The 26,287-nt window shown below is 65.2% G+C and carries 26 protein-coding genes; 15 read left to right on the top strand and 11 right to left on the bottom strand.

The window, feature by feature from the left end:
* Positions 1-196: 196 nt before the first annotated feature.
* Positions 197-406, bottom strand: coding sequence for a hypothetical protein (locus C8J40_RS05370; protein ID WP_132896114.1), 210 nt, complete (start codon positions 404-406; stop codon positions 197-199).
* Between the two features lie 656 nt (positions 407-1,062).
* Complete coding sequence (purB, locus tag C8J40_RS05375; protein WP_132896115.1) at positions 1,063-2,361, bottom strand: adenylosuccinate lyase; 1,299 nt, start codon at positions 2,359-2,361, stop codon at positions 1,063-1,065.
* 219 nt (positions 2,362-2,580) lie between these two features.
* On the opposite strand from purB, the gene C8J40_RS05380 reads away from it, so the two are divergent.
* Positions 2,581-3,021 (top strand): EF-hand domain-containing protein, encoded by a 441-nt coding sequence (locus tag C8J40_RS05380; protein WP_132896116.1) that lies wholly within the window; start codon positions 2,581-2,583, stop codon positions 3,019-3,021.
* Positions 3,022-3,091: 70 nt separating this feature from the next.
* Here the strand turns inward: C8J40_RS05380 and C8J40_RS20905 are convergent, their stop codons facing one another.
* The 3 genes from C8J40_RS20905 to radC form a co-directional block, all read right to left on the bottom strand.
* Complete coding sequence (locus tag C8J40_RS20905) at positions 3,092-3,217, bottom strand: hypothetical protein (protein WP_279432582.1); 126 nt, start codon at positions 3,215-3,217, stop codon at positions 3,092-3,094.
* 149 nt (positions 3,218-3,366) lie between these two features.
* Positions 3,367-3,579 carry a hypothetical protein gene (locus C8J40_RS05385; RefSeq protein WP_132737606.1) on the bottom strand — a complete coding sequence of 71 codons (213 nt, stop codon included), beginning with the start codon at positions 3,577-3,579 and terminating at the stop codon, positions 3,367-3,369.
* A gap of 72 nt (positions 3,580-3,651) precedes the next feature.
* Entirely contained in the window at positions 3,652-4,344 is a 693-nt protein-coding gene (gene radC / locus C8J40_RS05390; protein WP_132896117.1) for a DNA repair protein RadC, read from the bottom strand.
* 86 nt (positions 4,345-4,430) lie between these two features.
* Here radC and C8J40_RS05395 point away from each other — a divergent pair, with 86 nt between their 5' ends.
* The 10 genes from C8J40_RS05395 (at position 4,431) to C8J40_RS05440 (ending at position 15,147) form a co-directional block, all read left to right on the top strand.
* Positions 4,431-7,610, top strand: coding sequence for a YdbH domain-containing protein (locus C8J40_RS05395; protein WP_243693215.1), 3,180 nt, complete (start codon positions 4,431-4,433; stop codon positions 7,608-7,610).
* Between the two features lie 47 nt (positions 7,611-7,657).
* Positions 7,658-7,834, top strand: coding sequence for a YnbE family lipoprotein (locus C8J40_RS05400; protein ID WP_132738250.1), 177 nt, complete (start codon positions 7,658-7,660; stop codon positions 7,832-7,834).
* 1 nt (position 7,835) lies between these two features.
* Positions 7,836-8,213: a YdbL family protein gene (locus tag C8J40_RS05405; protein ID WP_132896118.1), complete on the top strand. Its 378-nt coding sequence runs from the start codon at positions 7,836-7,838 to the stop codon at positions 8,211-8,213.
* Positions 8,214-8,789: 576 nt separating this feature from the next.
* Entirely contained in the window at positions 8,790-9,110 is a 321-nt protein-coding gene (locus C8J40_RS05410; RefSeq protein ID WP_056488546.1) for an AtpZ/AtpI family protein, read from the top strand.
* 70 nt (positions 9,111-9,180) lie between these two features.
* Positions 9,181-9,939 (top strand): F0F1 ATP synthase subunit A, encoded by a 759-nt coding sequence (locus tag C8J40_RS05415; RefSeq protein WP_132896269.1) that lies wholly within the window; start codon positions 9,181-9,183, stop codon positions 9,937-9,939.
* A gap of 39 nt (positions 9,940-9,978) precedes the next feature.
* Complete coding sequence (locus C8J40_RS05420) at positions 9,979-10,206, top strand: F0F1 ATP synthase subunit C (RefSeq protein WP_055873230.1); 228 nt, start codon at positions 9,979-9,981, stop codon at positions 10,204-10,206.
* Between the two features lie 54 nt (positions 10,207-10,260).
* Positions 10,261-10,755, top strand: a complete 495-nt coding sequence (locus tag C8J40_RS05425; RefSeq protein WP_132896119.1) for an ATPase — start codon at positions 10,261-10,263, stop codon at positions 10,753-10,755.
* Positions 10,748-11,365 (top strand): hypothetical protein, encoded by a 618-nt coding sequence (locus C8J40_RS05430; protein ID WP_132896120.1) that lies wholly within the window; start codon positions 10,748-10,750, stop codon positions 11,363-11,365. Before C8J40_RS05425 ends, C8J40_RS05430 begins: the two co-directional genes overlap by 8 nt.
* A 203-nt stretch (positions 11,366-11,568) precedes the next feature.
* A complete protein-coding gene (locus C8J40_RS05435) occupies positions 11,569-11,889 on the top strand; it encodes an SMR family transporter (protein WP_093399741.1) in 321 nt (106 codons plus the stop codon).
* A gap of 441 nt (positions 11,890-12,330) precedes the next feature.
* The gene (locus tag C8J40_RS05440) at positions 12,331-15,147 is read left to right on the top strand and encodes a TonB-dependent receptor (RefSeq protein WP_132737623.1); all 2,817 of its coding nucleotides are present in this window, start codon (positions 12,331-12,333) and stop codon (positions 15,145-15,147) included.
* Between the two features lie 185 nt (positions 15,148-15,332).
* On the opposite strand, the gene C8J40_RS05445 is transcribed toward C8J40_RS05440, so the two are convergent.
* Positions 15,333-18,080, bottom strand: a complete 2,748-nt coding sequence (locus C8J40_RS05445) for a [protein-PII] uridylyltransferase (RefSeq protein WP_132896270.1) — start codon at positions 18,078-18,080, stop codon at positions 15,333-15,335.
* Between the two features lie 91 nt (positions 18,081-18,171).
* On the opposite strand from C8J40_RS05445, the gene C8J40_RS05450 reads away from it, so the two are divergent.
* Positions 18,172-19,461 carry a homoserine dehydrogenase gene (locus C8J40_RS05450; RefSeq protein WP_132896121.1) on the top strand — a complete coding sequence of 430 codons (1,290 nt, stop codon included), beginning with the start codon at positions 18,172-18,174 and terminating at the stop codon, positions 19,459-19,461.
* A 197-nt stretch (positions 19,462-19,658) separates the two neighbouring features.
* Here the strand turns inward: C8J40_RS05450 and C8J40_RS05455 are convergent, their stop codons facing one another.
* The 5 genes from C8J40_RS05455 to C8J40_RS05475 all read right to left on the bottom strand — a co-directional run bounded on the left by C8J40_RS05455 (position 19,659) and on the right by C8J40_RS05475 (position 22,475).
* Positions 19,659-20,129 (bottom strand): hypothetical protein, encoded by a 471-nt coding sequence (locus C8J40_RS05455; RefSeq protein ID WP_132896122.1) that lies wholly within the window; start codon positions 20,127-20,129, stop codon positions 19,659-19,661.
* A gap of 26 nt (positions 20,130-20,155) precedes the next feature.
* Positions 20,156-20,575, bottom strand: coding sequence for a hypothetical protein (locus C8J40_RS05460; RefSeq protein WP_132896123.1), 420 nt, complete (start codon positions 20,573-20,575; stop codon positions 20,156-20,158).
* 28 nt (positions 20,576-20,603) lie between these two features.
* Positions 20,604-20,939: a hypothetical protein gene (locus tag C8J40_RS05465; RefSeq protein ID WP_132896124.1), complete on the bottom strand. Its 336-nt coding sequence runs from the start codon at positions 20,937-20,939 to the stop codon at positions 20,604-20,606.
* A 55-nt stretch (positions 20,940-20,994) separates the two neighbouring features.
* A complete protein-coding gene (locus C8J40_RS05470; RefSeq protein WP_132896125.1) occupies positions 20,995-21,426 on the bottom strand; it encodes a CoA-binding protein in 432 nt (143 codons plus the stop codon).
* A 98-nt stretch (positions 21,427-21,524) separates the two neighbouring features.
* Positions 21,525-22,475: an Mrp/NBP35 family ATP-binding protein gene (locus tag C8J40_RS05475; RefSeq protein WP_132896126.1), complete on the bottom strand. Its 951-nt coding sequence runs from the start codon at positions 22,473-22,475 to the stop codon at positions 21,525-21,527.
* Positions 22,476-22,545: 70 nt separating this feature from the next.
* Here C8J40_RS05475 and C8J40_RS05480 point away from each other — a divergent pair, with 70 nt between their 5' ends.
* The 3 genes from C8J40_RS05480 to C8J40_RS05490 all read left to right on the top strand — a co-directional run bounded on the left by C8J40_RS05480 (position 22,546) and on the right by C8J40_RS05490 (position 26,204).
* Positions 22,546-23,682: a protease modulator HflK gene (locus C8J40_RS05480; RefSeq protein WP_132896127.1), complete on the top strand. Its 1,137-nt coding sequence runs from the start codon at positions 22,546-22,548 to the stop codon at positions 23,680-23,682.
* Entirely contained in the window at positions 23,679-24,545 is an 867-nt protein-coding gene (locus tag C8J40_RS05485) for a protease modulator HflC (protein ID WP_243693216.1), read from the top strand. Before C8J40_RS05480 ends, C8J40_RS05485 begins: the two co-directional genes overlap by 4 nt.
* 102 nt (positions 24,546-24,647) lie before the next feature.
* Positions 24,648-26,204: a Do family serine endopeptidase gene (locus C8J40_RS05490; RefSeq protein WP_132896128.1), complete on the top strand. Its 1,557-nt coding sequence runs from the start codon at positions 24,648-24,650 to the stop codon at positions 26,202-26,204.
* Positions 26,205-26,287: the final 83 nt, after the last annotated feature.

The raw sequence follows: 26,287 nt of genomic DNA on the forward strand, positions 1-26,287 counted from the left end.
CGCCGTCGATCTGATGAATTGAACGTCGTCTAATCCTCCCGCCAGGGGGAGGTGGCTAGCTCTTGCCAGACGGAGGGGGAGGTAAGCGATAACCTCGGCTCCGTGTCCTCCCCCTCCGTCACCTTCGGTGACACCTCCCCCTTGCGGGGGAGGATCGGTCGAGCCGCCGTTTGCTTGTCGGACTGGGCCGCCGCCTTCACTTCGTACGAATGACGACGCCGCGTGCGCTCCATTCGGACCGGGTTTCGCAGATCGTCTCGGGCAGCGTCTTGTCCGCCTTGCGACCCAGAATGGTGCGCGGCATGCAGACGCGGCTGGTATCGTCCTTGAAGACGCTCGCGGGCATGGTGACGGAAATCGGCTTGTCGCCGGCTGCGAATGCGGGAACGGAGGCGCCACCGAGCACGACGATGCTCGCTACCAGAAGAGCGGCAGGGCGGAACGAGAGGGACTGAACATGGAATGCCTTTCACAGAGAATGACGCCGAACTGCGCCATGTCTGTGTTACAGCATTAATAATGCCAAACACCTAAGCGTTTGGGATCGCCTTATTTAATTGGGATAGTCAGATTTCTGACAAGGCTAGCGAGCCAAAATGCAGGGTAGGCCACCAGATATTGGCGGATCTCGCGCTGCTCCTCCGGCCTAGCCGCGCCCCCTCGGAAGGGGGCGGGCGGGCCGATGGATCAGAGGGCGGTGATGACCACCCCGACCACCAGCGCTTGAGCCGCGATCGCCAGCATGGTGCTGGTCACGGTTTCGAACATGCGCATGGGTAGGTCTCCGATGCCGGAAACATATCCGGCAAGGGCGATATGGCTATAGTTGCGCGTTGTCGCAATTTTGTAACACGTAATCGCAATTGCGTTGCGTGCATCTTGGCGTGAATTTTGGTGGACTCAGCGATCGGGTGCGCCGTCATGCCGGGCTTGTTCCGGCATCCACGGTCCCGCAAACTCGATGGCCTGGAGTGCGCGGAACGGTGGACCCCGGAACACGTCCGGGGTGACCCCGGAACACGTCCGGGGTGACGGAGGGGATGGGTCTGACCGCGGCCGGTCTCAGGCTGCGCCGAAGACCCGCGCGAAGATCGTGTCGACGTGCTTCAGATGATAGCCGAGGTCGAACTTGTCCTCGAGTTCGGCGTCCGACAGCGTCACTTCGGGATCCTCCTTCAGCAGTTCGAGCAGCGACAGCGCGCCATCCGAGTCCCACACCTTCATCGCGTTGCGCTGGACGAGGCGATACGCGTCCTCGCGGCTCACCCCCGCCTGCGTCAGTGCCAGCAGCACGCGCTGCGAATGGACGAGGCCGCCCATCTTGTTGAGATTCTTCAACATCCGCTCGGGATAGACGACCAGTTTGTCCATCACCCCGGTCAGCCGTGCGAGCGCGAAGTCGAGCGTGATCGTCGCATCGGGTCCGATGTACCGCTCGACCGACGAATGCGAGATGTCGCGCTCATGCCACAGGGCGACGTTCTCCAGTGCAGGCGTCACATACCCGCGGACCATCCGCGCGAGACCGGTCAGGTTCTCGGTCAGTACAGGGTTGCGTTTGTGCGGCATTGCCGACGAGCCCTTCTGGCCGGGCGAGAAGAACTCCTCCGCCTCGAGCACTTCGGTGCGCTGAAGATGGCGCACTTCGGTCGCGAGCCGCTCGATCGAGCTGGCGATCACGCCCAAGGTCGCAAAGAACATCGCGTGACGATCGCGCGGAATCACCTGCGTCGAGACGGGTTCGACCGATAGCCCGAGCTTGCCCGCGACATATTCCTCGACGAACGGATCGATGTTCGCGAACGTCCCCACCGCGCCCGAGATCGCGCAGGTCGCGACGTCCTCGCGCGCCGCCACCAGCCGCGCTCGGTTGCGGGCGAACTCGGCATGCGCCTGGGCGAGCTTCAGCCCGAACGTCACCGGCTCGGCGTGGATGCCGTGGCTGCGACCGATCGTCGGCGTCATCTTGTGCTCGCGCGCGCGGCGTTCGAGCACCACCAGCAAAGCGTCGAGATCGGCGATCAGGATGTCGCTCGCCTTGGCCAGCTGCACGGCCAGGCACGTGTCGAGCACGTCCGACGAGGTCATGCCCTGGTGCATGAAGCGCGCTTCCGGCCCGACATGCTCGGCGACGTTAGTCAGGAAGGCGATGACGTCGTGCTTGGTTTCGCGCTCGATCTCGTCGATCCGGCCGACCTCGAACGCGCCCTTTTCCCAGATCGCGGCGGCGGCTTCCTTGGGCACGACGCCCAGTTCGGCGAGCGCGTCGGTGGCGTGCGCCTCGATCTCGAACCAGATCTTGAAGCGCGCTTCGGGCGTCCAGATCGCAACCATGTCGGGGCGGGAATAGCGGGGGACCATGGGTTTCCTCGGGGCTGGTGAATGGCACGGTTCGTCGCGTGCTCCCCTCGGGAGACGCCTTCGGAGCGCCTAGCAGGCCATCGACGGGGGTACAAACTGCAATGCGTTCGGCCTATATCCGTCGCCAGCGATCATCGTTTTGCAGCATCCGATCAGTATCAATGAGGATGTGGCGGTGATGATCGAGTAAAGATTTCGAAGTATCGATGGAGAATGGCAATGCTTAAATATGCTCTGCTCGCAGCAACGATGACGATTGCTGCACCGGCGCTCGCGCAAACCGCCGCGACATCGACGCAGACTGCGCCCACCGCCATGCCAGGCTCGGCCGATCCTTCCATGTCGCCGGCCCAGACCGCGCCGAGCCAAACTTCCGCACCCGCGCAAACCGCTGAGGCGACGCAGCCCGCGAACGGCACTCAGGTCGCGCAGGTCGTCGACAGCGAATTCCCGACCTACGACACGAACAAAGACGGCAAGCTCAGCACGGTTGAGTTCGCCGCATGGATGGTCGCGCTGAAAACCAAGACCGATCCGACCACCAAAGCGACCGCGCCCGAAACCAAGAAATGGGTCGCTGCCGCATTCGCACAGGCCGATACCGACAAGAACAAGTCGCTGTCGAAGCCGGAACTGACCAGCTTCCTGTCGCAGGGCTGATCGTCCGCTTCCGGATCTACGCCATAGAAAAGGCCGTCTGGTTCGCCCGGCGGCCTTTCGCTTATCGGGCTCAGATCGCGCCGGTCCGCATGATCGACAGGAACCGCACGCGGACCTGATCCGAGGCGCGCGACATCGGGCGCTGCATCCGGATATCGTAGACATCGACGGCATCGATCGTGCGCCGATGCGCCATCGAACAGTGGGAATGGGCTGATTGGACAAAAATCCCCACGCACGCCGACTGATATGGCCCTTGTTTGGCCTTGGACGAGGATGGCAGAGCGGATTGGATGTCGTAATTCAGTACGACATAGGACCGCTGGCCCGAAGATAACGCGACGGTCAGCCAGCCTTGCGCGCTGCATGTTCCTTGTCAGCCAGGGTCATCGTCAAAATCTGGCCCTGCGCTTCGACCGCCGCTTCGAGAAGCCGGTCGGATGTCTCGACTGCAGCATCGGGTGTCAGCGATACCGCAACGCCGTCCGGCCCATCGACCAGGACCTGCCCGTGTTCCGCGGTCACGGTCGAGGGTTCGTCGTGTAACTTGTTGTCCACATGAAATTCCTTTGGGTGGACAACGAAGGCGCGGGGGAAACGTCCCGCCTTTCCCGAAACTATCTAGTTGCGTCAGATTAATCCTTGGGCGCGCAGGCTGACATGGCCGCCGGTGCCCATCACGATATGATCGTGCACGGTGATGCCGAGCCGCTTGCCCGCCTCGGCGATGGTGCGCGTGATCTCGATGTCGGCGCGGCTGGGGGAGGGGTCTCCGCTCGGATGGTTGTGGACGAGGATGATCGACGCCGAGCCCAGATCGATCGCGCGGCGGATCACCTCGCGGACATAGACCGCGGCCTGGTCGATCGAGCCCTTGCTCATCACCTCGTCGCGGATCAGCATGTTCTTCGTGTTCAGATGCAGCACGCGGAAGCGCTCGATCGCGTGGTGCGCCATGTCGGCGCGTAGATAGTCGAGCAGCGCCTGCCAGTTGGCGAGCACCGGGCGGTCGCTGACGTGCGATTGCAGCAGGCGGATCGCGGCGGCGTGTGCGACCTTGATCGCTGCGGTCGAGATGTCGCCCATGCCCTCTACCCGGCCGAGCGCCTCGGCATCCGCGGTGAGGACTCCGCCGATCCCGCCAAACTCGCGCATCAAGGCCTTGGCGAGCGCCTTGGTGTCGCCGCGCGGAATCGCGATCGCGAGCAGATATTCGATGAGTTCGTGGTCGAGCAATGCGTCGCTACCGCCTTCGAACAGGCGTTTGCGGAGGCGGCCCCGATGGCCCTTCAGATCGTCGATCTCGTCGTCCGGTTCGGCCATATCGTGACGCTAGCACATCCGCGCGCAATTGCATGACGCCCCCGCACCCGCCTATGCAGGGGGCCTGAGCGTGGCGGAGTGAGTAAGTGAGCGAGACGAGCGAGACGGGGCCCGACCCCGGGGCCGACCCTCGCCGTCCCGCGACGGCCCGCCGCGTTGCGCTGGTGATCGCGCTGATTGTGCTCGCTGGGCTGGTGGTGCTCTGGCTGGTGCGGAAACCGATCGCCGAAGGGTTCATCGACCGTGAACTCGCCAAGGCCGGCGTGCCCGCGCGCTATGACATCGCCGACCTCGCGCTGGGTGGCCAGCGATTGACCAATGTCGTGATCGGCGATCCGGCACATCCCGATCTTGTCGCCGACTGGGTCGAGACGCGGACCGGCGTTGGGTTGTCTGGACCGTATCTGGAGGGCGTTCGCGCGGGGAAAGTGCGGCTACGTGGGCGGCTGGTCGATGGGAAGGTCTCGCTCGGTGCGATCGACAAGTTGCTGCCGGCCTCGTCGGGGAAGCCGTTTTCGCTGCCCGCGCTCGACGTGTCGGTGGCCGACGGGCGGCTGCGGCTGGAGACTCCGCAAGGTGTCGTCGGCTTGAAGCTGGCAGGCTCTGGCAAACTTGACGACGGGTTCCGCGGCACGCTGGCGGCGATCAGCGAGCGGCTCGATGTCGGCGGGTGCGCGATCGATCGGCTGGCGGCGACGGTGAAGCTGCGGATCGACGCGGCAAAGCCGACGATCACGGGGCCGGTGCGCGTGTCGCGGCTTGCGTGCGGGACGACGCAGGCGGACCGGATCGTGGCCGATCTTGACGTCGGACTCTCCGCCGCGCTCGATCGCTGGCAGGGCAAGTCGACACTCAAGACGGGCGCGGCACGGACGCCGGGTGCGACTTTAGCCGGTGCCGGAGGCACGATCGACTTCGCCGGAACCGCGGCGGCGACCGGCGGCAAGGCGAACATCGCCGCCGATACGGTTCGCACCACCGAAGGCGGCGCGCGCCGAATTGCGTTCGCCGGCACCTACCGGATCGGCAAGAAGATCGCGTTCGACGGACGTGTTCAGGCGAGCGGCGCCACGGTGGCGCAGAAGCGACTCGCGGGACTGGCTGGGATCGGCGGTGCGGCCGCTGGGACCCCCGTAGCACCGTTGGCAACGGCGATCACGCAGGCGGCCCAGAAGGCCGGCCGCGGATTTGCTGCGGACACCGACCTGCACGTGCAGATCGACGGCGGACGCGGCAAGGCGGTGCTGTCCCGTCTCGCGCTTGCGTCTGCCAGCGGTGCGCGCGTGGCGCTCAGCGGCGGGAGCGGGGTCGCGTTCGGCTGGCCGAATGACGGCGTACGGCTCGACACAGTTCTCGGGATGCGCGGCGGCGGCCTGCCCGAGGCGCGTATCTCGCTCGCGCAGGCGAAACCCGGCTCGGCGATCCGTGGCGTCGCCACCATCGCGCCTTATGCGGCGGGTGGCGCAAGTCTGGCGCTCACCCCCGTCACGTTCAGCGCGACGCCGGGCGGGGCGACCTCGATCGCGACGCGAGTCACGCTCGGGGGACCGATCGGTGCAGGAGGACCTGGCAACCGAGTCGACGGCCTGTCGATGCCGGTGTCTGCGTTGTGGAACGGTCGCGGGCGGCTGATCGTCAACACCGGTTGCGCACCGCTGGCGGTGCAGCGCCTCGCGATATCCGGGCTGGTGCTCGACCCGTCCAGACTCACCCTGTGTCCGGTCGATGGGGCGCTAGTGCAGGTCAACGGCGCGCGGATCGGCGGTGGCGCAAAGATCGCGGCGGCGAAGCTGGGTGGACGACTCGGCACCACGCCGATCGCGCTGGCGACCGCCGGGGCGACCGTGCGGCTGGCCGATCGCGGCTTTCGGATCGAGGGCGTGCAGACCAGCATCGGCGTGCCCGAACGTGTCACGCGACTCGATTTCGGCACCGTTACCGGTCGCATGACGGGGCAGGGCTTGGCTGGCGCCTTCGCCGACGGCTCGGGGCAGATCGCCAATGTCCCGCTGCTGCTCGGCGATGCGGCGGGCGATTGGACGCTGGCTGGCGGCGCGCTCAACCTCACCGGCGCGATGGGGGTAACCGATGCCGCGCCGACTCCGCGGTTCAAGCCGCTCGCCGCGCGCACCGTGACGCTTCAACTGGTCAACGGCACGATCACCGCGGCGGGCACGCTGTTCGAGCCGACCACCAACACCAAGGTCGCCGACGTCACGCTGACCCACGCTCTCGGCGCGGGTGCAGGGAAGGCCGACTTGAATGTCCCTGCGATCGCGTTCGCCAAGGACAAGCTGCAACCCGACGCACTCACCCCGCTTACGTTCGGCGTGATCGCCGACGTCAACGGATCGGTCAGCGGCGAGGGACATATCGCCTGGAACCCCGACGGCGTGACCAGCACCGGCGTGTTCCGCACCGCCGGCACCGATCTTGCTGCCGCATTCGGCCCCGTCACCGGCATCGCCACTGAGATCCGCTTCACCGACCTGCTCAACCTCCAGAGCGCCCCGGGGCAGGTGGCGACGATCCGTACGCTCAACCCCGGCATCCCGGTCACCGACGGCACGATCCGCTACCAGACGCTGCCCGGTGCGCGCGTGCAGGTCGAGGGCGGCTCATGGCCGTTCGCTGGCGGATCGCTCACGCTCGATCCGACCCTGCTTGATTTCTCCGCGCAGTCCGAGCGGCGGATGACGTTCCACATCGCCAACATGGCGGCCGACCAGTTCCTGCAACAGTTCGATTTCAAGAATCTCGACGCGACCGGGATCTTCGACGGCGTGCTGCCGATGATCTTCGACGAGACCGGCGGGCGGATCGAGGGCGGCGACCTGCGCGTCCGGCCGGGCGGCGGCACGCTCGCCTATGTCGGCGATCTCAGCCAGAAGGATCTCGGCATGTGGGCGAACATTGCGTTCCAGGCGCTGAAATCGTTGCGGTATCAGTCGTTGCGGGTCGGCATGAATGGGCCGCTCGCGGGCGAGATGGTCACCGATGTGCGCTTTGCCGGGATCAGCCAGGGCGAGGGGGCGAAGTCGAACTTCATCGTCCGTCGCCTGCAAAAGCTGCCGTTTGTGTTCAATATCCGGATCAAGGCACCGTTCCGCGGGCTGCTCGATTCGGCCCAGAGCTTCTATGATCCGAAGCGGCTGATCCAGCGCAACCTGCCGGCTTTGCTGCAACAGCAGGCCGCGCCGCCTCCTCCCAACCCAACGCCCAAACTCCCCACCATTCAGGCCCCGGAAAGCAGGATCGTGCCATGACCGAAACAGGATTGAAGAAGCTGGAGCAAAGGCCGATCTTGCGTAGGATGACGAGGACGATCGCGATTATCGGGCTGTTGGCCGCCCTGCCGGGCTGCATCAACGTGTCGGCGCCCGACAAGCCTATCGAGATCAACCTCAACATCAACGTCACGCAGGAAGTGGTCTATCGTCTCGATGGCGAGGCGAAATCGTTGATCCAGCAGAATCCGGGGATATTTTGATATGAAGAAGGTCATTGCCATGATTGCCGCAGCCGCGGCTCTCGGCGGCCTTTCGGTGGCGGCGTCGGCGCAGCGCGATCCGGCCTATGCCGCGGCGCGTGCCGGTGGCGAAGTCGGCGAGCAGCCCGACGGGTATCTCGGCCTCGTCGGTGCGGCGAGCGGCGATCTGCGCGCGCTGGTCAACAACATCAATATCCAGCGCAAGTCGGCGTATACGCAGAAGGCGCAGGCAAGTGGTGCGACGGTCGAGCAGCTCGCGTTTACCAGCGGGTGCAACCTGATCGCCGCGACGAACCCTGGCGAGAAGTACAAGACGCCCAACGGCGTATGGAAGACGCGCACCGCCGGCGCCCCGGAACGCGATTCGCGCTGCGTTTGAGATAGTCCGTCATGCCGGGCTCGTTCCGGCATCCACCGTTCCGCGGGTTCGATAGTCGTGAGAGCGCGGAACCGTGAACCCCGGAACAAGCCCGGGGTGACGAAGACGGGAGCGTCCTCCGCCCTTCACCGTTACCCCAGCGAAAGCTGGAGTCTCGTGCGGCAAGGGGGTGCTCCATTACGGGGATACCCCAGCTTTCGCTGGGGTGACGGGATTGGGTGGAAATACGAATAGCAGGTGTCCCCTCGCGGTGCGGGGTCCCGGCTTTCGCCGGGATGACGAAGAGCGTGGCCGTATCGAGGTTCAGCTCTAAAATCCTCCCCTGCCAGCGGGAGGTGTCTGGCGCTTGCCGGACGGAGGGGGAGGTAAGGAGAACCTCCGTTCCGTGTCCTCCCCCTCCGTCACCTGCGGTGCCACCTCCCCCTGACGGGGAAGGATTCAAACGCCTCGATTAATGACACCCCTGTCACACCGGTTGACTTGCACCCCCCCCTTTTCTAAACGGACCGCGCCTTGGCGGGATCGCTCGTCGCTGCTTGCTTCCTCCCCGATGCGAAATCAGGTGGAGGAACGTGCGTGGCGGAGATCGAACCCGGACAGGACCCCCAGGGTGTTGAAGATCCGCGACTTTCCGCGCTCGATGAGCGATTGCGAGAGGCGCAGCATCGGGAAACGCTCGCAAAGGGGCAGAAGGGGGCGGATGCCGAGCGGGGCTACTCGCAAGGCAATCGCGTTATTTCCGCCCTGATCGGGAGTCTCGTCGGCAGTGCGCTGATCGGGTGGTTGATAGACCATTGGTTCGGCACTGGCCCTTGGGGACTGATCGTGTTGCTGTTCCTCGGGATAGCGGTCGCGTTCAGGCAGATCATTCGAATTTCAGGCGAACGCCCGGAGTAACCGGGCGTTTGTCGTATCAAGACGGCAGGGATTCCACGTGGCGGCAGAACAGGGCGGCAAGATCGATCCGATGCACCAGTTCCTGATCGAGCCGGCGTTCGGCTCGCACTGGATCGTTGGTGGCTATGACCTGTCGTTCACCAATTCCGCATTGTGGATGGTGGTGACGCTGGTCGCGCTTTGGGCGTTCATGATCGGTGGTATGAAGCGCGAGCTCATCCCCGGTCGCTGGCAGATGGCGGTCGAGGGCTTCACCGGCTTCATCTCGGGGATGCTCGAGCAGAATGTCGGCCCGGGCGGCAAGCGCTTCGTGCCCTATGTCTTCTCGCTGTTCATGTTCATCCTGTTCGCGAACATCATCGGGCTCCTGCCGTTCGGCATCGTCCCCGGCGTGCATCCGTTCACCGTGACCAGCCACATGACCGTCACCGGCGTGCTGGCGCTGATCAGCTTCGCGATCGTGCTGCTCGTCGGTTTCGGTAAGCACGGCTTCCACTTCTTCTCGCTGTTCGTGCCGAGCGGTACGCCCGCACTGATGATTCCGCTGATCTTCGTGGTCGAGCTGATGTCGTTCCTGGTACGTCCGTTCTCGCTCGGTCTGCGACTGTTCGTGGCGATGACCGCAGGGCATATCCTGCTCAAGGTGCTGGCCGCGTTCGTGATCAACGGTCTGAACCTCGGCGGGATGTATATCGGTCTGGTGAGCGCGCCGAGCATGCTGCTGATGATCGGCATCACGCTGCTCGAGTTGCTGGTCGCCGCGATCCAGGCATACGTGTTCGCGTTGCTGACGTCGGTCTATCTGAACGACGCCGTAAACCTTCACTAAGTTTTTCCATTACCAACTAATTTTCAAAGGGAATTTACCATGGACGCACAAGCAGCAAAGATGATCGGTGCCGGCCTCGCAGCGATCGGCATGGGCCTCGCAGCACTCGGCGTGGGCAACGTGTTCGCACAGTTCCTCGCCGGCGCTCTGCGCAACCCGGGCGCAGCCGACAGCCAGCAGGGCCGTCTGTTCATCGGTTTCGCAGCCGCCGAGCTTCTCGGTCTGCTCGCCTTCGTCACGATGATCATCCTCGTGTTCGTCGCCTAACAACTCGCTGAATTGGCCGGGCGACCGCGCCCGGCCGTTTCACGAAGGACCGACATGCCCCAGATTTCCCAGATAGCCGCTACCTACGCCTCGCAGATCTTCTGGCTGCTCCTCACCTTCGGCATCCTGTATTTCGGGATCGGCAAGGGAATGGTGCCAAAGATCGTGTCCAACGTGGACTCGCGCGAAGGCCGAATCGCGGGCGATCTGGCGGCAGCTGTCGCTGCCCGTACGCAGGCCGATACGGTCCAGGCGGACTGGCAGGCCGAAATGGATGCGGCGCGCGTCGCGGCGCAGGCCGAGACCGCGGCAGCGGCCAAGCGTGCGGCGACCGCATTCGAGCAGCAGGTCCACGCGGCCGACGCCGAACTCGCCGAGCGTCTGGGTCATCACGATCTGGCGGTAGCGAACGCCAAGGCCGAGGCACTCTCGAACCTGCAGGGTGTCGCCGCCGAAGCAGCACAGCAATTGGCCGCCAAGGTCGCCGGCCTCCAGGTCAGCCTGGACGCGGCGACCGACGCGGTACGCAGGACGACGGCGCATGGCTAATCCAGATTCGGCCGCAAAGGTCATCCACGAAGAGGGCATGGCGCCCGAAGGTGCGATCGACAACCAGGGCCTTCAGGGTCACACGACCGCACCCGGCGGCGTCGAGCATGTGCCCGACCCGACCGCGCTCGGCCTGACCTCGACCGGCTGGGTCGCGGTGGCGATGATCGTCGTCATCCTGCTGATGATCTGGAAGAAGGTTCCAGGGATGATCGGCAAGATGCTCGACACGCGCATCGCCGGCATCCGTACGCAGCTTGACGAAGCCAAGGCGCTCCGTGCCGAAGCCGAAGCGATCCGCACCGAGTACGAGGCGAAGGCCAAGACCGCGCACGTCGAAGCCGAAGCCATGAAGGCCCACGCGCACCACGAAGCGGCGGCGATCATCGCCAAGGCGAAGGCCGGCGCAGAAGACCTGATGACGCGCCGCGCGAAGATGGCCGAGGATAAGATCGCCGCCGCCGAACGCGCCGCGATCGCCGAAGTCCGCGCCCGCGCTGCCGATGCTGCGGCGAAGGCTGCCGGTATCCTTATTGCCGAGCACCACGACGCCGCCGCCGACCGCATGATGGTCGACCGCTCGATCTCGGGCCTCAGCCGCCTGAACTAATCCGAGGCGGCGCTCTGCGCGCTGCCGTTCCCCCGCGAAAGCGGGGGCCCAGGATCTCATAGGACAGCGCCCGCATCCCTGGACCCCCGCCTCCGCGGGGGAACGGTAGTTCGCTTGGCGCTTTTTCCGTTCCTCACAGGCGGCCGTCTCTTCCCGGGTTTCCGGCGGCCGAGTCTCCAATCTGAGCCCGTTGGAGACCATTCATGTCCTGGCTCATCCTCGCGGTCGCGGTCGTCACCGAAATCTGTTGGGCGCTCAGCCTCAAATGGGCGGCCACGATCGCCACGTGGCAGGCCTCCAGCGTCCCGATCGTCCTGAGCTTCGTCAACATGGGCCTGCTCGCGCTTGCCATGCGCGGCCTCCCCGCCGGCACCGCCTATGCGATCTGGACCGGCGCGGGCGCGATCGGCGTCATCATCGGCGGCGTCATCCTGTTCGGCGACAAGGTCAGCGGCATCCAAGCCTGCTTCATGGCCCTGACCGTGGTCGGCATCGTCGGCACCAAGGTTTTCGCGCAGGCCTGACACACCGCGGGAGCGCCCAGGAAGGGCTTCCTACAGGCCTTCTGCCTGTCCATCTGTCTGGGGCCGCCACTGCAGTACGCAAGGCGGCCTTGCGGCTATCCCACACGACTCGACAAGGTGCGTCCACCGAACGAAGCGGCGGCGGTCGGATGATGCTGTCTGCAAGACTCGGCGCTGGGCCTGCGTAAGATTCGTCGGGGGCGGCCGTTCGAGAGCGATCAACGTCCTGGTCTTCCCGTCAGCGCATGCCGGCTCATCCACCTGAACAGTTGCGATTTGAAACTAGGGTTTGCTGTCTGCCACTATGTGGCGGTTTGGAGACACAATGTTCAAAAATCGGTTTCCGTATGCGGAAATTGCTAGACGCGAACAGCGTAAGGCCTCTACCTAACGTCCAAACCATAAGTTCGAAAACATTCGAACACTCAGGAGAGAATGCCGATGCGTATGATCGCATATCTGTTGTCCGCCGCAGCAACCACGGCGATCGTCGCCCCGGCATTCGCGCAGGACGTCCCGACCTCGCAGCCCGAAGCGCAGGCGACCGCGACGACGACGTCGGGCACGGCGGCTGGGTCGGTCGATGCGGGGCAAACCCCGGTCGCCGCGGCGCCAGTCTATTCGGGTAACGCCAGCGACATCGTCATCACCGCCACCCGTCGTTCCGAGCGGCTGTCGAACGTGCCGATCGCGGTTTCCGCGGTCGGTTCGGCAGCGCTGGAGAATACCGGCGCGAATGACATCCGTCAGGCCACCCAGCTTGTCCCCTCTCTGCTGATTTCCTCGACTGGCAGCGAGGCCAACGCGTCCGCCCGCGTTCGCGGTATCGGCACGGTCGGCGACAACCCGGGCCTTGAGAGCTCGGTCGCGGTATTCATCGACGGCGTCTATCGCAGCCGCACCGGCTCGGGTCTCAACGACCTCGGCGAAGTCGATCGTATCGAGGTTCTGCGCGGTCCGCAGGGTACATTGTCGGGCCGCAATGCCACGGCAGGTTCGATCAACATCCTGACGAAGCTACCGTCGTACAAATTCGGTGGCTACGCTGAGGCGACCTACGGCAACTATAACAACGTCCGCATCGCCGGCGGGCTGACCGGTCCGATCATCGCAGACAAGCTCGCGTTCCGCCTCGATGGCGTATTCGGCAAGCGCGACGGCTATTATTACGACGTCGTCAACAAGACCGATTACAACGATCGCAATCGCTATTTCGTCCGCGGGCAGCTGCTGTTCGAGCCCTCGTCCGACGTCACCGTCCGCCTGATCGGCGACTACACGCACCGCGACGAGAAGTGCTGCGGCGCGGTTTACATTAACACGCAGGAAAAGATCGATCCGACCCCGGGCGTCCCCGGCGATTTCGCTATCAATCCCGCGGGCAACCGCATCGTCCAGGTCATGCAGAGCATGGGTGCGGTTTTCCCGAGCGCGGGCGATCCGTATAACCGCCGCATCGCCAACTCGCCCGGCCGCGCCTATTCGAACGTCACGACCGACTACGGCGGCTCGGGCCAGATCGACATCAACCTCGGCGGCGCCTCGCTCACCTCGATCACGGCATACCGCGAATACAAATCGGGTGGCGCGGGGGATATCGACTACGGCAATCTCGACATTGCCTATCGGCCCGATGACGGTAACAGCTTCCGCCAGTTCCACACCTTTAGCCAGGAAGTCCGCCTGAACGGCTCGCTGTTCAACGACAAGCTCGACTGGCTGGTCGGTGGCTATTACTCGAAGGAAGACCTTGTCGTTGCCGACAATCTGAAGTTCGGCACGCAATATGGCGCGTTCGCCGCTTGCCGCATCGTCGCGACGATCAATCCTGCTGCGGCACTGCGTAACCCGGCCAACCCGGGTTGCCTCAGCGCAGCTGGTCGCGCGGTGTTGTCAGGCCAGGTGCCCGGCACGACGCCAGCCTTCGGTGCGCTGACCAACACGGTACTCGCCGGCATCGATCGCCTCAGTACCGTCAACAATGTCGGCGACGTCCGTTCGACCTATTATCAGGACAGCGAGAACTACGCGTTCTTCACGCACAATATCTTCAAGCTAACCGACAAGCTGTCGATCACCGGTGGCCTGCGCTACACGCATGAGGCGAAGGATTTCCACGGCGACTTCAACAACAACAATGCAGTCTGCCCGGTCCAGCAAGCCAATCTCAGCCCGCTGCTCGCCAGTGCGGCGGTCCCGGCGGCGGTCAAGACGCTCGTCGGCGGCATCGTCACGCTTACCTGCACAGGCAACTCGACGACTGCGCTCAATGGCCTCGATCTCAATAATGGCTTCAAGGAAGGTGAGTTCACCGGCACCGGCGTGATCTCGTACAAGCCGCGGACCGACACGTTGCTGTATGCGTCCTACTCGCGCGGCTACAAGGCGGGCGGCTATAATCTCGATCGTTCGGATCTGACGGCCAACGTATTCTCGTCGCCGACCAACGCTAGCGCCGCCAATCTGCGCTTCGATCCCGAGACCGTGAACGCGTACGAGGTCGGCCTGAAGTTCACGTCGAAGGATTTCACCTTCAACGTCGCGGGCTTCCGTCAGGAGTTCAAGAACTTCCAGCTGAACACCTTCAACGGCACCAACTTCATCGTCCAGAACATCAGCACCTGCGATACGAGCCTGAACGGTGCAGATCAGGATGCGAGCTCGACGACCGGTGCTTGCACGGGGAAGACGAATTACGGCGTGATCTCGCAAGGTTTCGAGCTTGAAGCCGGGCTGTTCCCGGCGCCGAACTACTCGGTGAACCTCGGCTACACCTACACGAACACGCGCTTCCGCAACAATCTGGTTGGTACCGAAAGCGGCCAGCCGCTCGATGCCGCACTGTTCCTGCTCTCGGGCAGCAACCTGTCCAATGCCCCGAAGCACACCGTGACCGCGTCGACGGCGTGGACGCCGGATATCGGCCACACCGGGCTAACCGCGTTGTTCTACGTCGATGGCCGCATGACCAGCGACTACAACACGGGCTCCGACCTGTTCCCCGAAAAGGCACAGGACGGCTTCTTCCTGATGAACGCCCGCGTCGGCATCCGTGGGCCGCAGCAGAAGTGGGCGCTCGAGGTCTGGGCGCAGAACCTGCTCGACACCAACTATCAGCAGGTTGCGTTCAACGCACCGTTCCAGGGGGCGGGCAGCCAGGCGCAGACCCAGGCGTTCGGCACCACCGCAAACCAGATCTTCACCTCGTATCTGGCCGAACCCCGCACCTACGGCCTGACGCTCCGCTCGCGCTTCTGATCGGAGGTTTAGGGTAGGAAAAAGCCGGTCCGCACATAGATGCGGGCCGGCTTTTTCATGTCTGTTTCCTCCCCTCAAGGGGGGGGCAGCGCGTAGCGCTGACGGAGGGGGCGCTGCGCTCGATAGCACGATACCCTTCCGTCGCTTGGCGCCACCTCCCCTTGCAGGGGAGGATGAGAAACGCCCTACGCCGCCAAATCTATCTCTTCCCCCGCCGCTGCTGCCAGCAACCTGCGCTCCAAGGTTCTCAACCGAGCAGGCTGGGTGATCCGGTCTCCCGTGAGGTCGGTGATATAAAACGTATCCACAGCCCGCTCGCCATAGGTCGCGACATGCGCGGAGTGGATCGTCACCTTCGACTGGAACAGCGCATTGGCGAGCTGGTTGAGCAGCGCCGGCCGATCGCGCGCGTTGACCTCGACCACCGTGAATCGGTTCGACGCCTTGTTGTCGACCAGCGCGTTGGGGACGATGTCGAACGCCTCCGCGCGCGTCCGGGGTAGGGGTTTTGCTACCAGCCGGTCGGCGAGCTTGCCGCGATTGGCGAGCGCATCCTCGATCGCGGTCTTCAGGCGCGACAACTGGCCGGTTTCGTCGAACGGCCGCCCGAACGGATCCTGAACGAGGAAGTTATCGACCGCCATCCCGTCGCGCGTGGTATGGATTCGTGCGTCGATGATGTTGCCGCCGGCGACGTGGATCGCGCCGGCGATGCGGTAGAACAGCCCCGGATGATCGGCCGCGTAGATCGTCACCAGCGTCGCGCCGCGCCCCGGATAGACGTGCGCGTCGATCGCGAGTTGCGCTTCGCCGGTGTTGGCGAGGAAACGCGCATTGTGCGCGAGCACGTCCTCGGGTTCGGCGATCCAGTACGCTTCGGGGAGACGGTGGACGAGCGTTGCAAACGTCGCTTCGTCCCAGCCGAGCGCATCGCGCAGATGCTCCTGCTTGGCCGCGATGCGCTCGGCACGCCCCTTCTGCTTGTGACCGAGGCGAAGGACCTCTTCCGCCGCTTCGTACAGATCGCCGAGCAACTGGCGCTTCCAACCGTTCCACACGCCCGGCCCGACCGCGCGGATGTCGACGATCGTCAGCGTCAGCAACAGGCGCAGCCGCTCCGGGCTCTGCACCACGTCGCAGAAATCGAGGATCGTCTTGAAGTCGCTGAGGTCGCGCTTGAACGCGGTCGCCGACATCAGCAGGTGCCAACGGACCAGCCAGGCGACGGTCTCCGTCTCGGCGGGCGTGAGCCCGAACCGTGGACAGAGACGCTGCGCCACCTCCGCGCCGAGAATCGAATGATCGCCGCCACGCCCCTTGGCGATGTCGTGGAGCAGCACCGCGACATACAGCGCGCGCCGCGACACGATCTGTTCGAAGATCGCGCTGGCGAGCGGATGCTCCTCCTTCAGCGCACCGCTCTCGATCCGCGCGAGCAGGCCGATCGCGCGGATGGTGTGCTCGTCGACGGTGTAGTGGTGGTACATGTCGAACTGCATCTGCGCGACGACGCGCGCGAAATCGGGCACGAACCGGCCGAACACGCCCGCCTCGTTCATCCACCGCAGCACCAGTTCGGGATCGCGGGGGGAGGTCAGCACGTCGAGAAACAGCGCGTTCGCGGTTGGGCTGGTGCGCACGTCGTCGACCAGCTTCGCGTCCCGCGCGGCGGCGCGCATCGCCAGCGGATGGATCTCGACGCCGTGCTTGTCGGCGAGCTGGAAGATCTCGATCAGCCGTTCGGGATCGGCCTGGAAGAAGTCGTCGCTCGGTAGCGCCAACCGTCCGCGATCGAGCACGAACCCGTTCAGCTTCCGCGGTGAACGGCGGATCGTCGGCAACCCGAAGCGCCGCCCCCGCGCAGCGAATTTCTCGTCGAGATGCGCGAGGAAGACGCCGCTGAGCGTGCCGACGGTCTTTGCCTGCAGGAAGTAGAACTGCATGAACCGCTCGACCTTCGATTTCCCAGGTCGATCGGAAAACCGCATCCGATCGGCGATCTCGCGTTGCAGGTCGAACGTCAGGCGGTCCTCGGCACGGCCAGTGATGCTGTGCAGGTGGCAGCGCACCGCCTGGAAGAAATTGTCGGCGCGGTGGAACAGGCGGTATTCGGCCTTGGTGAACAGCCCGACCTCGACCAGTTCGGCGGCGCGTTGGACGTCGTAGATGTATTTGCCGATCCAAAACAAAGCGTGAAGATCGCGCAGGCCGCCTTTGCCCTCTTTGACATTGGGTTCAACGACATAGCGGGTGTCGCCCATCTTGCGGTGGCGCGCGTCGCGTTCGGCGAGCTTGTCGGCGATGAAGGTGCGCGCGGTGTCGGCCTGGACTTCGGTCTTGAACCGGTGCGACGCCTGTTCGTACAGCTCGGTGTCGCCGCAGACGTAGCGCGCTTCGAGCAGCGCGGTGCGGACGGTGACGTCGGCCTTCGCCTGGCGGACCATCTCGTCGAGCGAGCGGCTCGACTGGCCAAGCTTCAGCCCAAGATCCCATAGCGCGTACAGCATCGACTCGATCACGCGCTCGGCCCAGGGCGTCTGCTTGCCGGGGGTGAGAAAGCCGATGTCGACGTCCGAATGCGGCGCCATTTCCGCACGGCCATAGCCGCCGACCGCGATCAGCGTCAGGCGCTCGCCGATCGTCGGGTTGGGCAGGGGGTAGAGCCGCTGCGTGGTGAAATCGAACAGGATGCGGAGCAGCGCGTCGATCAGATACGCCTGCGCGCTCGACGCTTCCAACCCGCGCGACGGATGTTCCACGAGGCGGCGTTCGACCTCGACCCGGCCTTTCTCGAGTGCGGCCTTCAGCAGCGTCGTCGCGTCGCGGCGGAGCGCAGTTGCGTCGACGCCTTCCAGCGCAGCGATGGTTTCGGCGACGGCGCGGCGATCGATGATCGTGCGACGGTTGGGGAGGTGATCGAAGCGGCCGGACATGACGCCCAGATAGGGGCGCAACGCCGATGCGTCATCAGGATTGCGCAAAACGTCTGTGAAACGTAACCGGACGCGCGAGTGGAGGACGAAAATGAGCGAACCATTGCGTGTAGCCCTGGCTGGGCTGGGGACGGTAGGCGGCGGAGTGATCCGGCTGCTCGATGCGAACCGCGAGTTGATTGCGCGGCGCGCCGGGCGCGAGATCGAGATCGTCGCGGTCTCCGCACGCGATCGCGGCAAGGATCGCGGCGTCGATCTGTCCCGGTTTGCCTGGGTCGACGACACTACCGCGCTTGCGAAGCAGCCGGGGGCGGATGTCGTGGTCGAGCTGATTGGGGGATCGGACGGACCGGCGCTTACGCTCGCGCGGAGCACGCTGGGCGCGGGGCGGAGTTTCGTCACTGCGAACAAGGCGATGATCGCGCATCACGGGCTCGAACTCGCGCAGGCGGCGGAGTCGGCCGGGGTCGCGCTGAAGTTCGAGGCGGCGGTTGCGGGGGGCATCCCGGTCATCAAGGGGCTGCGGGAGGGCGCGGCGGCGAACGAGATCGCGCGCGTTTACGGGATTCTCAATGGGACGTGCAATTTCATCCTGTCGAAGATGGAATCGGAAGGTCGCGATTTCGCCGAGGTACTCGCCGAGGCGCAGGCGCTGGGGTTCGCAGAGTCCGATCCGAGCTTCGACATCGACGGTGTCGATGCGGCGCACAAATTGTCGATCCTGGCGGCCGTCGCGTTCGGGACGCAGCTGGCGTTCGACAACGTTGCGATCAGCGGCATCCGGCATTTGTTAGGCGCGGATATCGCCGAGGCGGCGGCCTTGGGCTATCGCGTGCGACTGCTCGGTCTGGCCGAGGCAGGCGCGGACGGGTTGTTCCAGCGCGTCCATCCGCATCTCGTGCCGATCGATCACCCGCTCGCGCACGTCACCGGATCGCTCAACGCGGTCGTGGCCGAGGGCAATTTCGTTGGCCGGTTGCTGTTCCAGGGCGCTGGTGCGGGTGACGGTCCGACCGCGAGCGCCGTGGTTGCCGACCTGATCGACATTGCGCGGGGCGAGTTCGGGCCGCCGTTCGCGATGCCGGTGGTGTCGCTTACGGCGGCGCCGAAGGCGGACAGCGGCGAGCGGCGGGGGCGTGCGTATTTGCGGTTCACCGTCGCGGACCGGGTCGGGGTGCTGGCGGAAATCGCGGCGGCGATGCGCGATGCGGGGGTCTCGATCGAGAGCCTGATCCAGCGGGGAGCGATTGCCGATGGTAGCGTGCTGGTGGCGATCGTTACGCATGAGAGCCCGGAGCGCTCGATCGCGCAGGCTTTGGAGAAGCTGCGGGGGTCGCAGAGTCTGGTGGGGCAGCCGATGTGGATGCATATTCTGGATTGAGGGGGCTCGCTACCACGGGACGCAACCACCCGGCGAAGGCCGGGCCCAATTGGGGGACGGTTGTAACGGCGGACTGGGCGCCGTCACTGCAACCTTTCCAATTGGGCCCCGGCCTTCGCCGGGGTGGTGGATAGCAAGCAACCTTCTCCTTGTTCTCCCGCGAAGGCGGTCGTGCTGACGTGATGCGCCGCGCTACCTTACTTTACCGGGTCATCGAGCACGATCGGCACGCGGTTCGACTTGTCCGGCTTCTTTCGAAACTTCCGCCCGACGTCGCGCACCAGCGCCATGGCGTCCTTGCCCTCGTTATTCTCGCAACAGCTATGCGGATCGATCAGCGCGCCGATGCCTCGGATCAGCACGACCGGGACCGTGAACAGGTCGACGCCCGTGCATCCGCCCGGCGGACACACCGGCCCACTATTGTCGAGCGCCGCGCGCGGATCGCCGGTCGGCTGGCGCGGGCGATCCTGCGGCGGGCGTTCGCCGGGCAGTGGCAGACGCTGCTCGGATGTGCCCTTGCCGCCGCAGACGATCACCTCGGTCGGACTCGAACCGGGGCAGGCGGGCGGATTGAGGATCGACCAGCTCTGCGGCGGCGGCGCGACGATCGGTCTTGCCGGGGGTGCCGATGCGGCAGCTTGCAGCAGTACCAGCAGCAGGATCATCGTGCGCCCCCGTTACGTCGCTTCACCTAGTTCACGGTGCCGACGGGGCCGTCGAGATCGATCGGCACGCGGCCGGTCTTGTCGGGCTTTTTCGCCAGCGCGCTCTTGATCAATCCTACCGCAGCCTTCGCGATCGGGGCGATCGGTGGACCAAAGCCGACCTGGCATCCTCCCTGTCGGGCGGCGCACGGTGTATCCGACAACTCCAGCGCGCGGACGGCGGTGAGGTTGGGGTTGGAGGCAACCGCGTGGTCGGGCGGGCCGCGATCATCGCGCATCGGCAGGCGAGGGGTCGTCGTCGCGGACTTGCCGCAGACGACCACCTCGTTGCCGTCTTGCGTCTGCGTGGCGCACGGATCGACGAGGATCGAGAAACGCTCGGGCACGGACGGCGCAACCGGGGCCGCGGCCACCTGAAGCAGGGCAGATAGAAGTACGGCGATCATACTGGATTCCTATCGCGCGGCGCGGGCCTTACGGCGCGGGCTTGCGGAACGACGTGCCGCCTTCGCCCCCGACCGTCATGGTGACGCCTGCCATCCCGCCGCCGACCTGGAAGGGGCTAAGATCGGCGAGCGGCGAGGTGCGGTGGAGCAGACGGGTGCGTTCGTCCCTGAGACTTTCATGCTTGGGATCACCCGCGTCATGGACGACGAACGGCACGCGAAACCGATCGGCGGTTCGCATGCCGCAGACGGTAATGTCTGTCGCATCGACGCTGGTCGGGCAGGGGCGCTCGGCGGCCATACGCGCTTTCGCGGTCGCCATCAGCGGGTCTTCGATCAGTATCGATAGCAGCATGACCAGCATCGGCGTCTCCCGGACTGACACGCAACCTGACCGCGATCGTCCGAAGGAGCAAGCGTCATTGCTCGATCTTGGCGATTCCGAGTCGGGGAATGTCGATCGCCGGGCAGCGGTCCATCACAACTTGCAGCCCTGCAGCTTCGGCGCGTGCTGCCGCTTCTTCGTTGATGACGCCGAGTTGCATCCACACGGCCTTTGCACCCGCCGCAATCGCCTGGTCGACCGCTTCACCGGCTGCTGCCGAGTTACGGAAGATGTCGACGATGTCGATCGGGTCGCCCAGCTGCGACAGGTCGCGGAAGACGAATTCGCCGTGGACATGCTCGCCGGTGATCTGCGGATTGACCGGGATTACGCGGTAGCCATGCGCCTGAAGCTTGGCCATGACGCCGTAGGACGGGCGATCGGGACGGTCGGAGGCGCCGATCATCGCGATCGTCCTAGCACCTTCGAGCAAGGCCTTGATATCGGCATCGGCGGTCAACGGCATCGATGCCTCCTATGAGGGAAACCTGGTCCGCTCGTACCGTGGCAGAAGGCCACTCGGTACGACCGGTAATAAGACAACGTAGATCAGGCCCGCGAGTTTCACAGTTTTCCGAGCCATGCGACGACCTGAGCCGCAATCGGCATGAACACCGTATCGTCGGGATTCGAAGCCGGCGGCGTGCCCGCGTCAGACGCCGTGCGGATCGAGATCGTCAGCGGCACGCGGCCGAGGAACGTGATGCCCAGTTCGCGCGCCGCCGCCTCGGCGCCGCCATTGCCGAACGGGTCCGACGCTTCGCCGCAATGCGGGCAGATATAGCCGGCCATGTTCTCGACCAGACCGATGATCGGGATGCCAGCCTTCTCGAACAGGTCGATCGCGCGGCGTGCGTCGATCAGCGCGAGATCCTGCGGGGTCGAGACGATGACTGCCCCCGCCGGCCGGTATTTCTGGACCATCGTCAGCTGGACGTCGCCGGTGCCGGGCGGCAGATCGAGCACCAGCGTATCGGTCACGCCCCAGTCGGCCTCGACCAGCTGGCCGAGCGCGCCCGCCGCCATCGGCCCGCGCCACGCGATCGCCTTGCCCGGCTCGACCAGCTGGCCCATCGACAGCAACGGTACGCCGTACGGGGTCGGGACCGGGTCGAGCACCTTGTCCTTCGCGGTCGGGCGCGTGCCCTCGACGTTCATCAGCCGCGGCTGCGATGGCCCGTAGATATCAGCATCGACCAGCCCGACGCGACGACCCGCGCGTGACATCGCGATCGCGAGGTTGGCGGCGAGCGTCGATTTGCCAACGCCGCCCTTGCCGCTGGCGACCGCGATCAGCCGGCGCGTCGAGCGTTCGGCCGTCACCGCGATCCGCACTTCGGACACACCGGGTTGCGTCGCCGCCATCCGCACGGTCGCCTCCAGCGCATCGCGCGCCTGCGGGTCGAGCCCGGTCGCATCGATGATAATGCCGGCTCGCGCGCCTTCCATCCGGACGGTCGCCCGCTTGCCTGCCACTGCGGCAACCGCCGCCTTTACGCCTTCGATGTCGATCATGCGGGCCAGATAGGGCCGCTAAGGCCGCTTGGCACTGTTTTTCCGCCGCCGCACACCTATAAAGGTTGGTATGACGATCTTCTCGCGCTGGTTCCGGCGCCCCGATATCCTCGCCACCGAAACACCGAAAGGCCCTTGGGGCGGCTCGGGCGACGACGGTAATAGCGGCCCTCGCAATCCCTGGGCGCAACCTCCGGGTGGCCGCAAGCCTGCTGCCAAACCGACCGCGCTCGACGAGTTTCTGCGCAAAGCACGCGGATCGGGCGGCGGCGGTGGCGGCGGCAATGGCGGTTTCGGGGGCTTGCCGTCGGGCGCCAACGCCCGCGCGCTGTGGGCGATCGGCGTCGCGATCATCGCGGTCGTCTGGATTCTGTTCACTTCGGTCCACCAGATCGGTCCGCAGCAGCGCGGCGTCGTCACTTATTTCGGTAAATACGCGGGTACGCTCGATCCGGGCGTTCGCCTGACGATGCCCGCACCGATCGCCGACGTGACGGTGGTCGACGTGCAGAAGATCCGCACCGACAACTTCCCCGTCGGCGATGGCGAGAACCTGACGCTGACCGGCGACCAGAACATCATCGATCTGGCGTATTCGGTCCGCTGGGATATTTCCGACCCGCGCGATTACGTGTTCCAGCTGGCCGAGCCGAATGACACCGTCCGCGCCGCTGCCGAGAGCGCGATGCGCGCGGTGGTTGCTACGACGACGCTCGATCAGGCGATCGGTACCGGTCGTACCACGATCGAACAGCGCGTCGCCGAACTGACTCAGCAGATCCTCAACGACTATAAGTCCGGCGTCCGTATCCAGGGCGTCGCGATCAAGCAGGCCGCAGCACCCGCACGGATCGTCGAGGACTTCAACGCGGTCACCGCCGCGCAGCAGGAGGCGATCGCCAATCTCAACCAGTCGCGCTCCTATGCGCAACAGGTCGTGGCACGCGCGCAGGGCGAGGCCGCGTCGTTCGACAAGGTGTATGAGCAGTACAAGCTCGCGCCCGAAGTGACGCGTCGCCGCATGTATTACGAGACGATGGAGGCGGTGCTCGCCAAGAGCGACAAGACGATCGTCGAGACGCCGGGCGGGGTGGTGCCGTATCTGCCGCTGTCGAACGCCAAGCGCTTGCCGAACCCGGAGGCTGTCCAGTCTACGCCAGCGCCTGCCGCGGCGGCGGCTGCCCCCCAGTCTGGAGCCGATCAGTGAACGCCGTGAGTTTCCGCAATCCGATCGTCGCCGGCATCGTCGCGCTGCTGCTGGTGATCCTCGCCGCATCGACCTTCGCGATCGTCCCCGAGACCAAGCAGGCGGTAATCCTGCGCTTCGGCCAGCCGATCCGCACGGTCAACGCGTGGCAGCCCAACACCGCGTTCGGCCAGACCGGCGCGGGCCTGATCGCGCGCATCCCGTTCGTCGACCGGATCGTCTGGATCGACAAGCGCGTGCAGGATCTCGAACTCGACAACACGCTGGTGCTGTCGACCGATCAGCTCCGGCTCGAAGTCGATGCGTATGCGCGCTATCGGATCGTCGACCCGCGGAAGATGCGGAATGCGGTCGGCAGCGAGGACCGGATCCCCGATCAGCTGCGCCCGATCCTCGGCTCTGCCTTGCGCAACGAACTCGGCAAGCGGCGCTTTGTCGAACTGCTCAGCCCTGAGCGGTCCGAGCTGATGGACAACATCCAGAAGGGTCTCCAGCGCGTCGCCAGCCAGTACGGCGTCGAGATCGTCGACGTTCGCATCAAGCAGGCGAACCTGCCCGTCGGTCTGCCGCTCGAAAGCGCGCTCAAGCGCATGTCGAGCGCACGCCAGCAGGAGGCGATCACGATCCGTGCCGAAGGTCAGAAGCAGGCGCAGATCGTCCGCGCGCAGGCCGATGCGGATTCGGCGAAGATCTATGCCGAGAGCTTCGGCAAGGACGCCGACTTCTACGACTTCTACCGCGCGATGCAGTCGTATCGGCACACGTTCGGTGCGGATGGCGGTACGGCACCGACCGGTTCGACGTCGATCATTCTTTCGCCGAACAATAGCTATCTACGGGAATTCGAGGGCCGCGGGCGTTGAGCCTGCGGAACCTTTGAACCCCTGTTCATATTCAAGCATCATTCAGGACGGTGTGGCTAAGCGCCACCTGTTTCGATTGATGAAACGAGAGGACAACATCTAGTGCGTTACGCCTACGCCATTACCAGTGCTCTTCTCCTCGGCGGCGCGACCGCGACGCTCGCGCTCCAGCCGAGCGGTGCGCAGGTCGCGCAGAACGAACCCGGTGCGATCCAGGCGGTCTCGCCGAAACCCGGCGCGCCGATGAGCTTCGCCGACATGGTCGCGCGGCTCCAGCCCGCGGTCGTCAACATTTCGACCAAGCAGACGATCGTCCAGAAGCAGCAGGCCAATCCGTTCGCGGGCACGCCGTTCGGCGACCTGTTCGGCGGCATGGGCGGCGGCGGCCTGGGTGGCGCGCCGGTGAAGCGCGAAGGCGCCTCGCTCGGCTCGGGCTTCCTGATCTCGCCCGACGGCTATGTCGTCACCAACAACCACGTGATCTCGCCGGGCGCGCAGGGCGCGACGGTCGACTCGATCACGGTGACGCTGAGCGACAAGAAGGAATATGTCGCCAAGGTCATCGGCAAGGATCAGGAATCCGATCTCGCGCTGCTGAAGATCGATGCGGCCAACCTGCCGTTCGTGAAGTTCGGCGATTCGAATGGCGCGCGCGTCGGCGACTGGGTCGTCGCGATCGGCGAGCCGTTCGGTCTCGGTGGCACCGTCACGGCGGGCATCGTTTCGGCGATCAACCGCGTCACCGGTCAGGGCGGCGCGTATGACCGCTTCATCCAGACCGATGCGTCGATCAACCAGGGCAACTCCGGCGGCCCGATGTTCGACCTCAACGGCAACGTGATCGGCGTGAACTCGCAGATCTTCAGCCAGTCGGGCGGCAATATCGGCATCGGCTTCGCGATCCCCGCGGCGGTCGCCAAGCCGATCATCGCCACCTTCATGAAGGGCGGCACGATCGAGCGCGGCTATATCGGCGTCCAGCTGCAGCCGGGCGGCACGATCAACGAGGATACCGCCGCCGCACTCGGCATCGCCAAGAACCAGGGCGAGCTGATCAACGACGTCACCGCAGGCGGCCCGGCGGCGAAGGCCGGCGTGCGCGCAGGCGACGTCGTGACCAAGGTCAACGGCCAGGTCGTCACCGTCGACCAGTCGCTGTCCTACCTCGTCTCGAACGTGAAGCCCGGTCAGACCGCGCGTCTCGATATCCTGCGCAACGGCAAGCCGGTGGTCGCCAACGTGGTCGTCGTGCCACGTCCGAGCGCCGACAAGTTGGCCGCGACGCTGGGTGGCGACGCGCAGGGCTTTGGCACCGATGACGGCGATGATGGCGACGATTCCGCCACCCCCGCCGCACCGACGGCAGGTGCAGCGCTCGGGATCGGCGTCCAGCCGCTGACCCCGGCGATCGCGCAGGCGGTCGGTGTCGAGACGAACACGCAGGGCGTCGTGATCGCCGTGGTCGCACCGACCAGCGATGCGTTCGGCAAGCTCAAGCGCGGCGACGTCATCATCTCGGTCAACGGCACGCCCGTCCGCACCGCGGTCGACGTCCAGAACGCGGTCAACGTCGCCAAGGCCGCCGGTCGCCCGCAGGTCCTGTTGCAGGTCAAGCGTGGCCGCAGCCCGGCGCAGTTCCTGCCGGTCAAGATCAAGTAATCCACGACCGACACGACTGATGTGAAAGGACCGTCGCTCCCTCGAGCGGCGGTCCTTTTTCTTTGCGGCGCGCGGGGTTAGGG

The organism is Sphingomonas sp. PP-CC-3A-396 (assembly GCF_004343105.1).
GTDB lineage: Bacteria > Pseudomonadota > Alphaproteobacteria > Sphingomonadales > Sphingomonadaceae > Sphingomonas.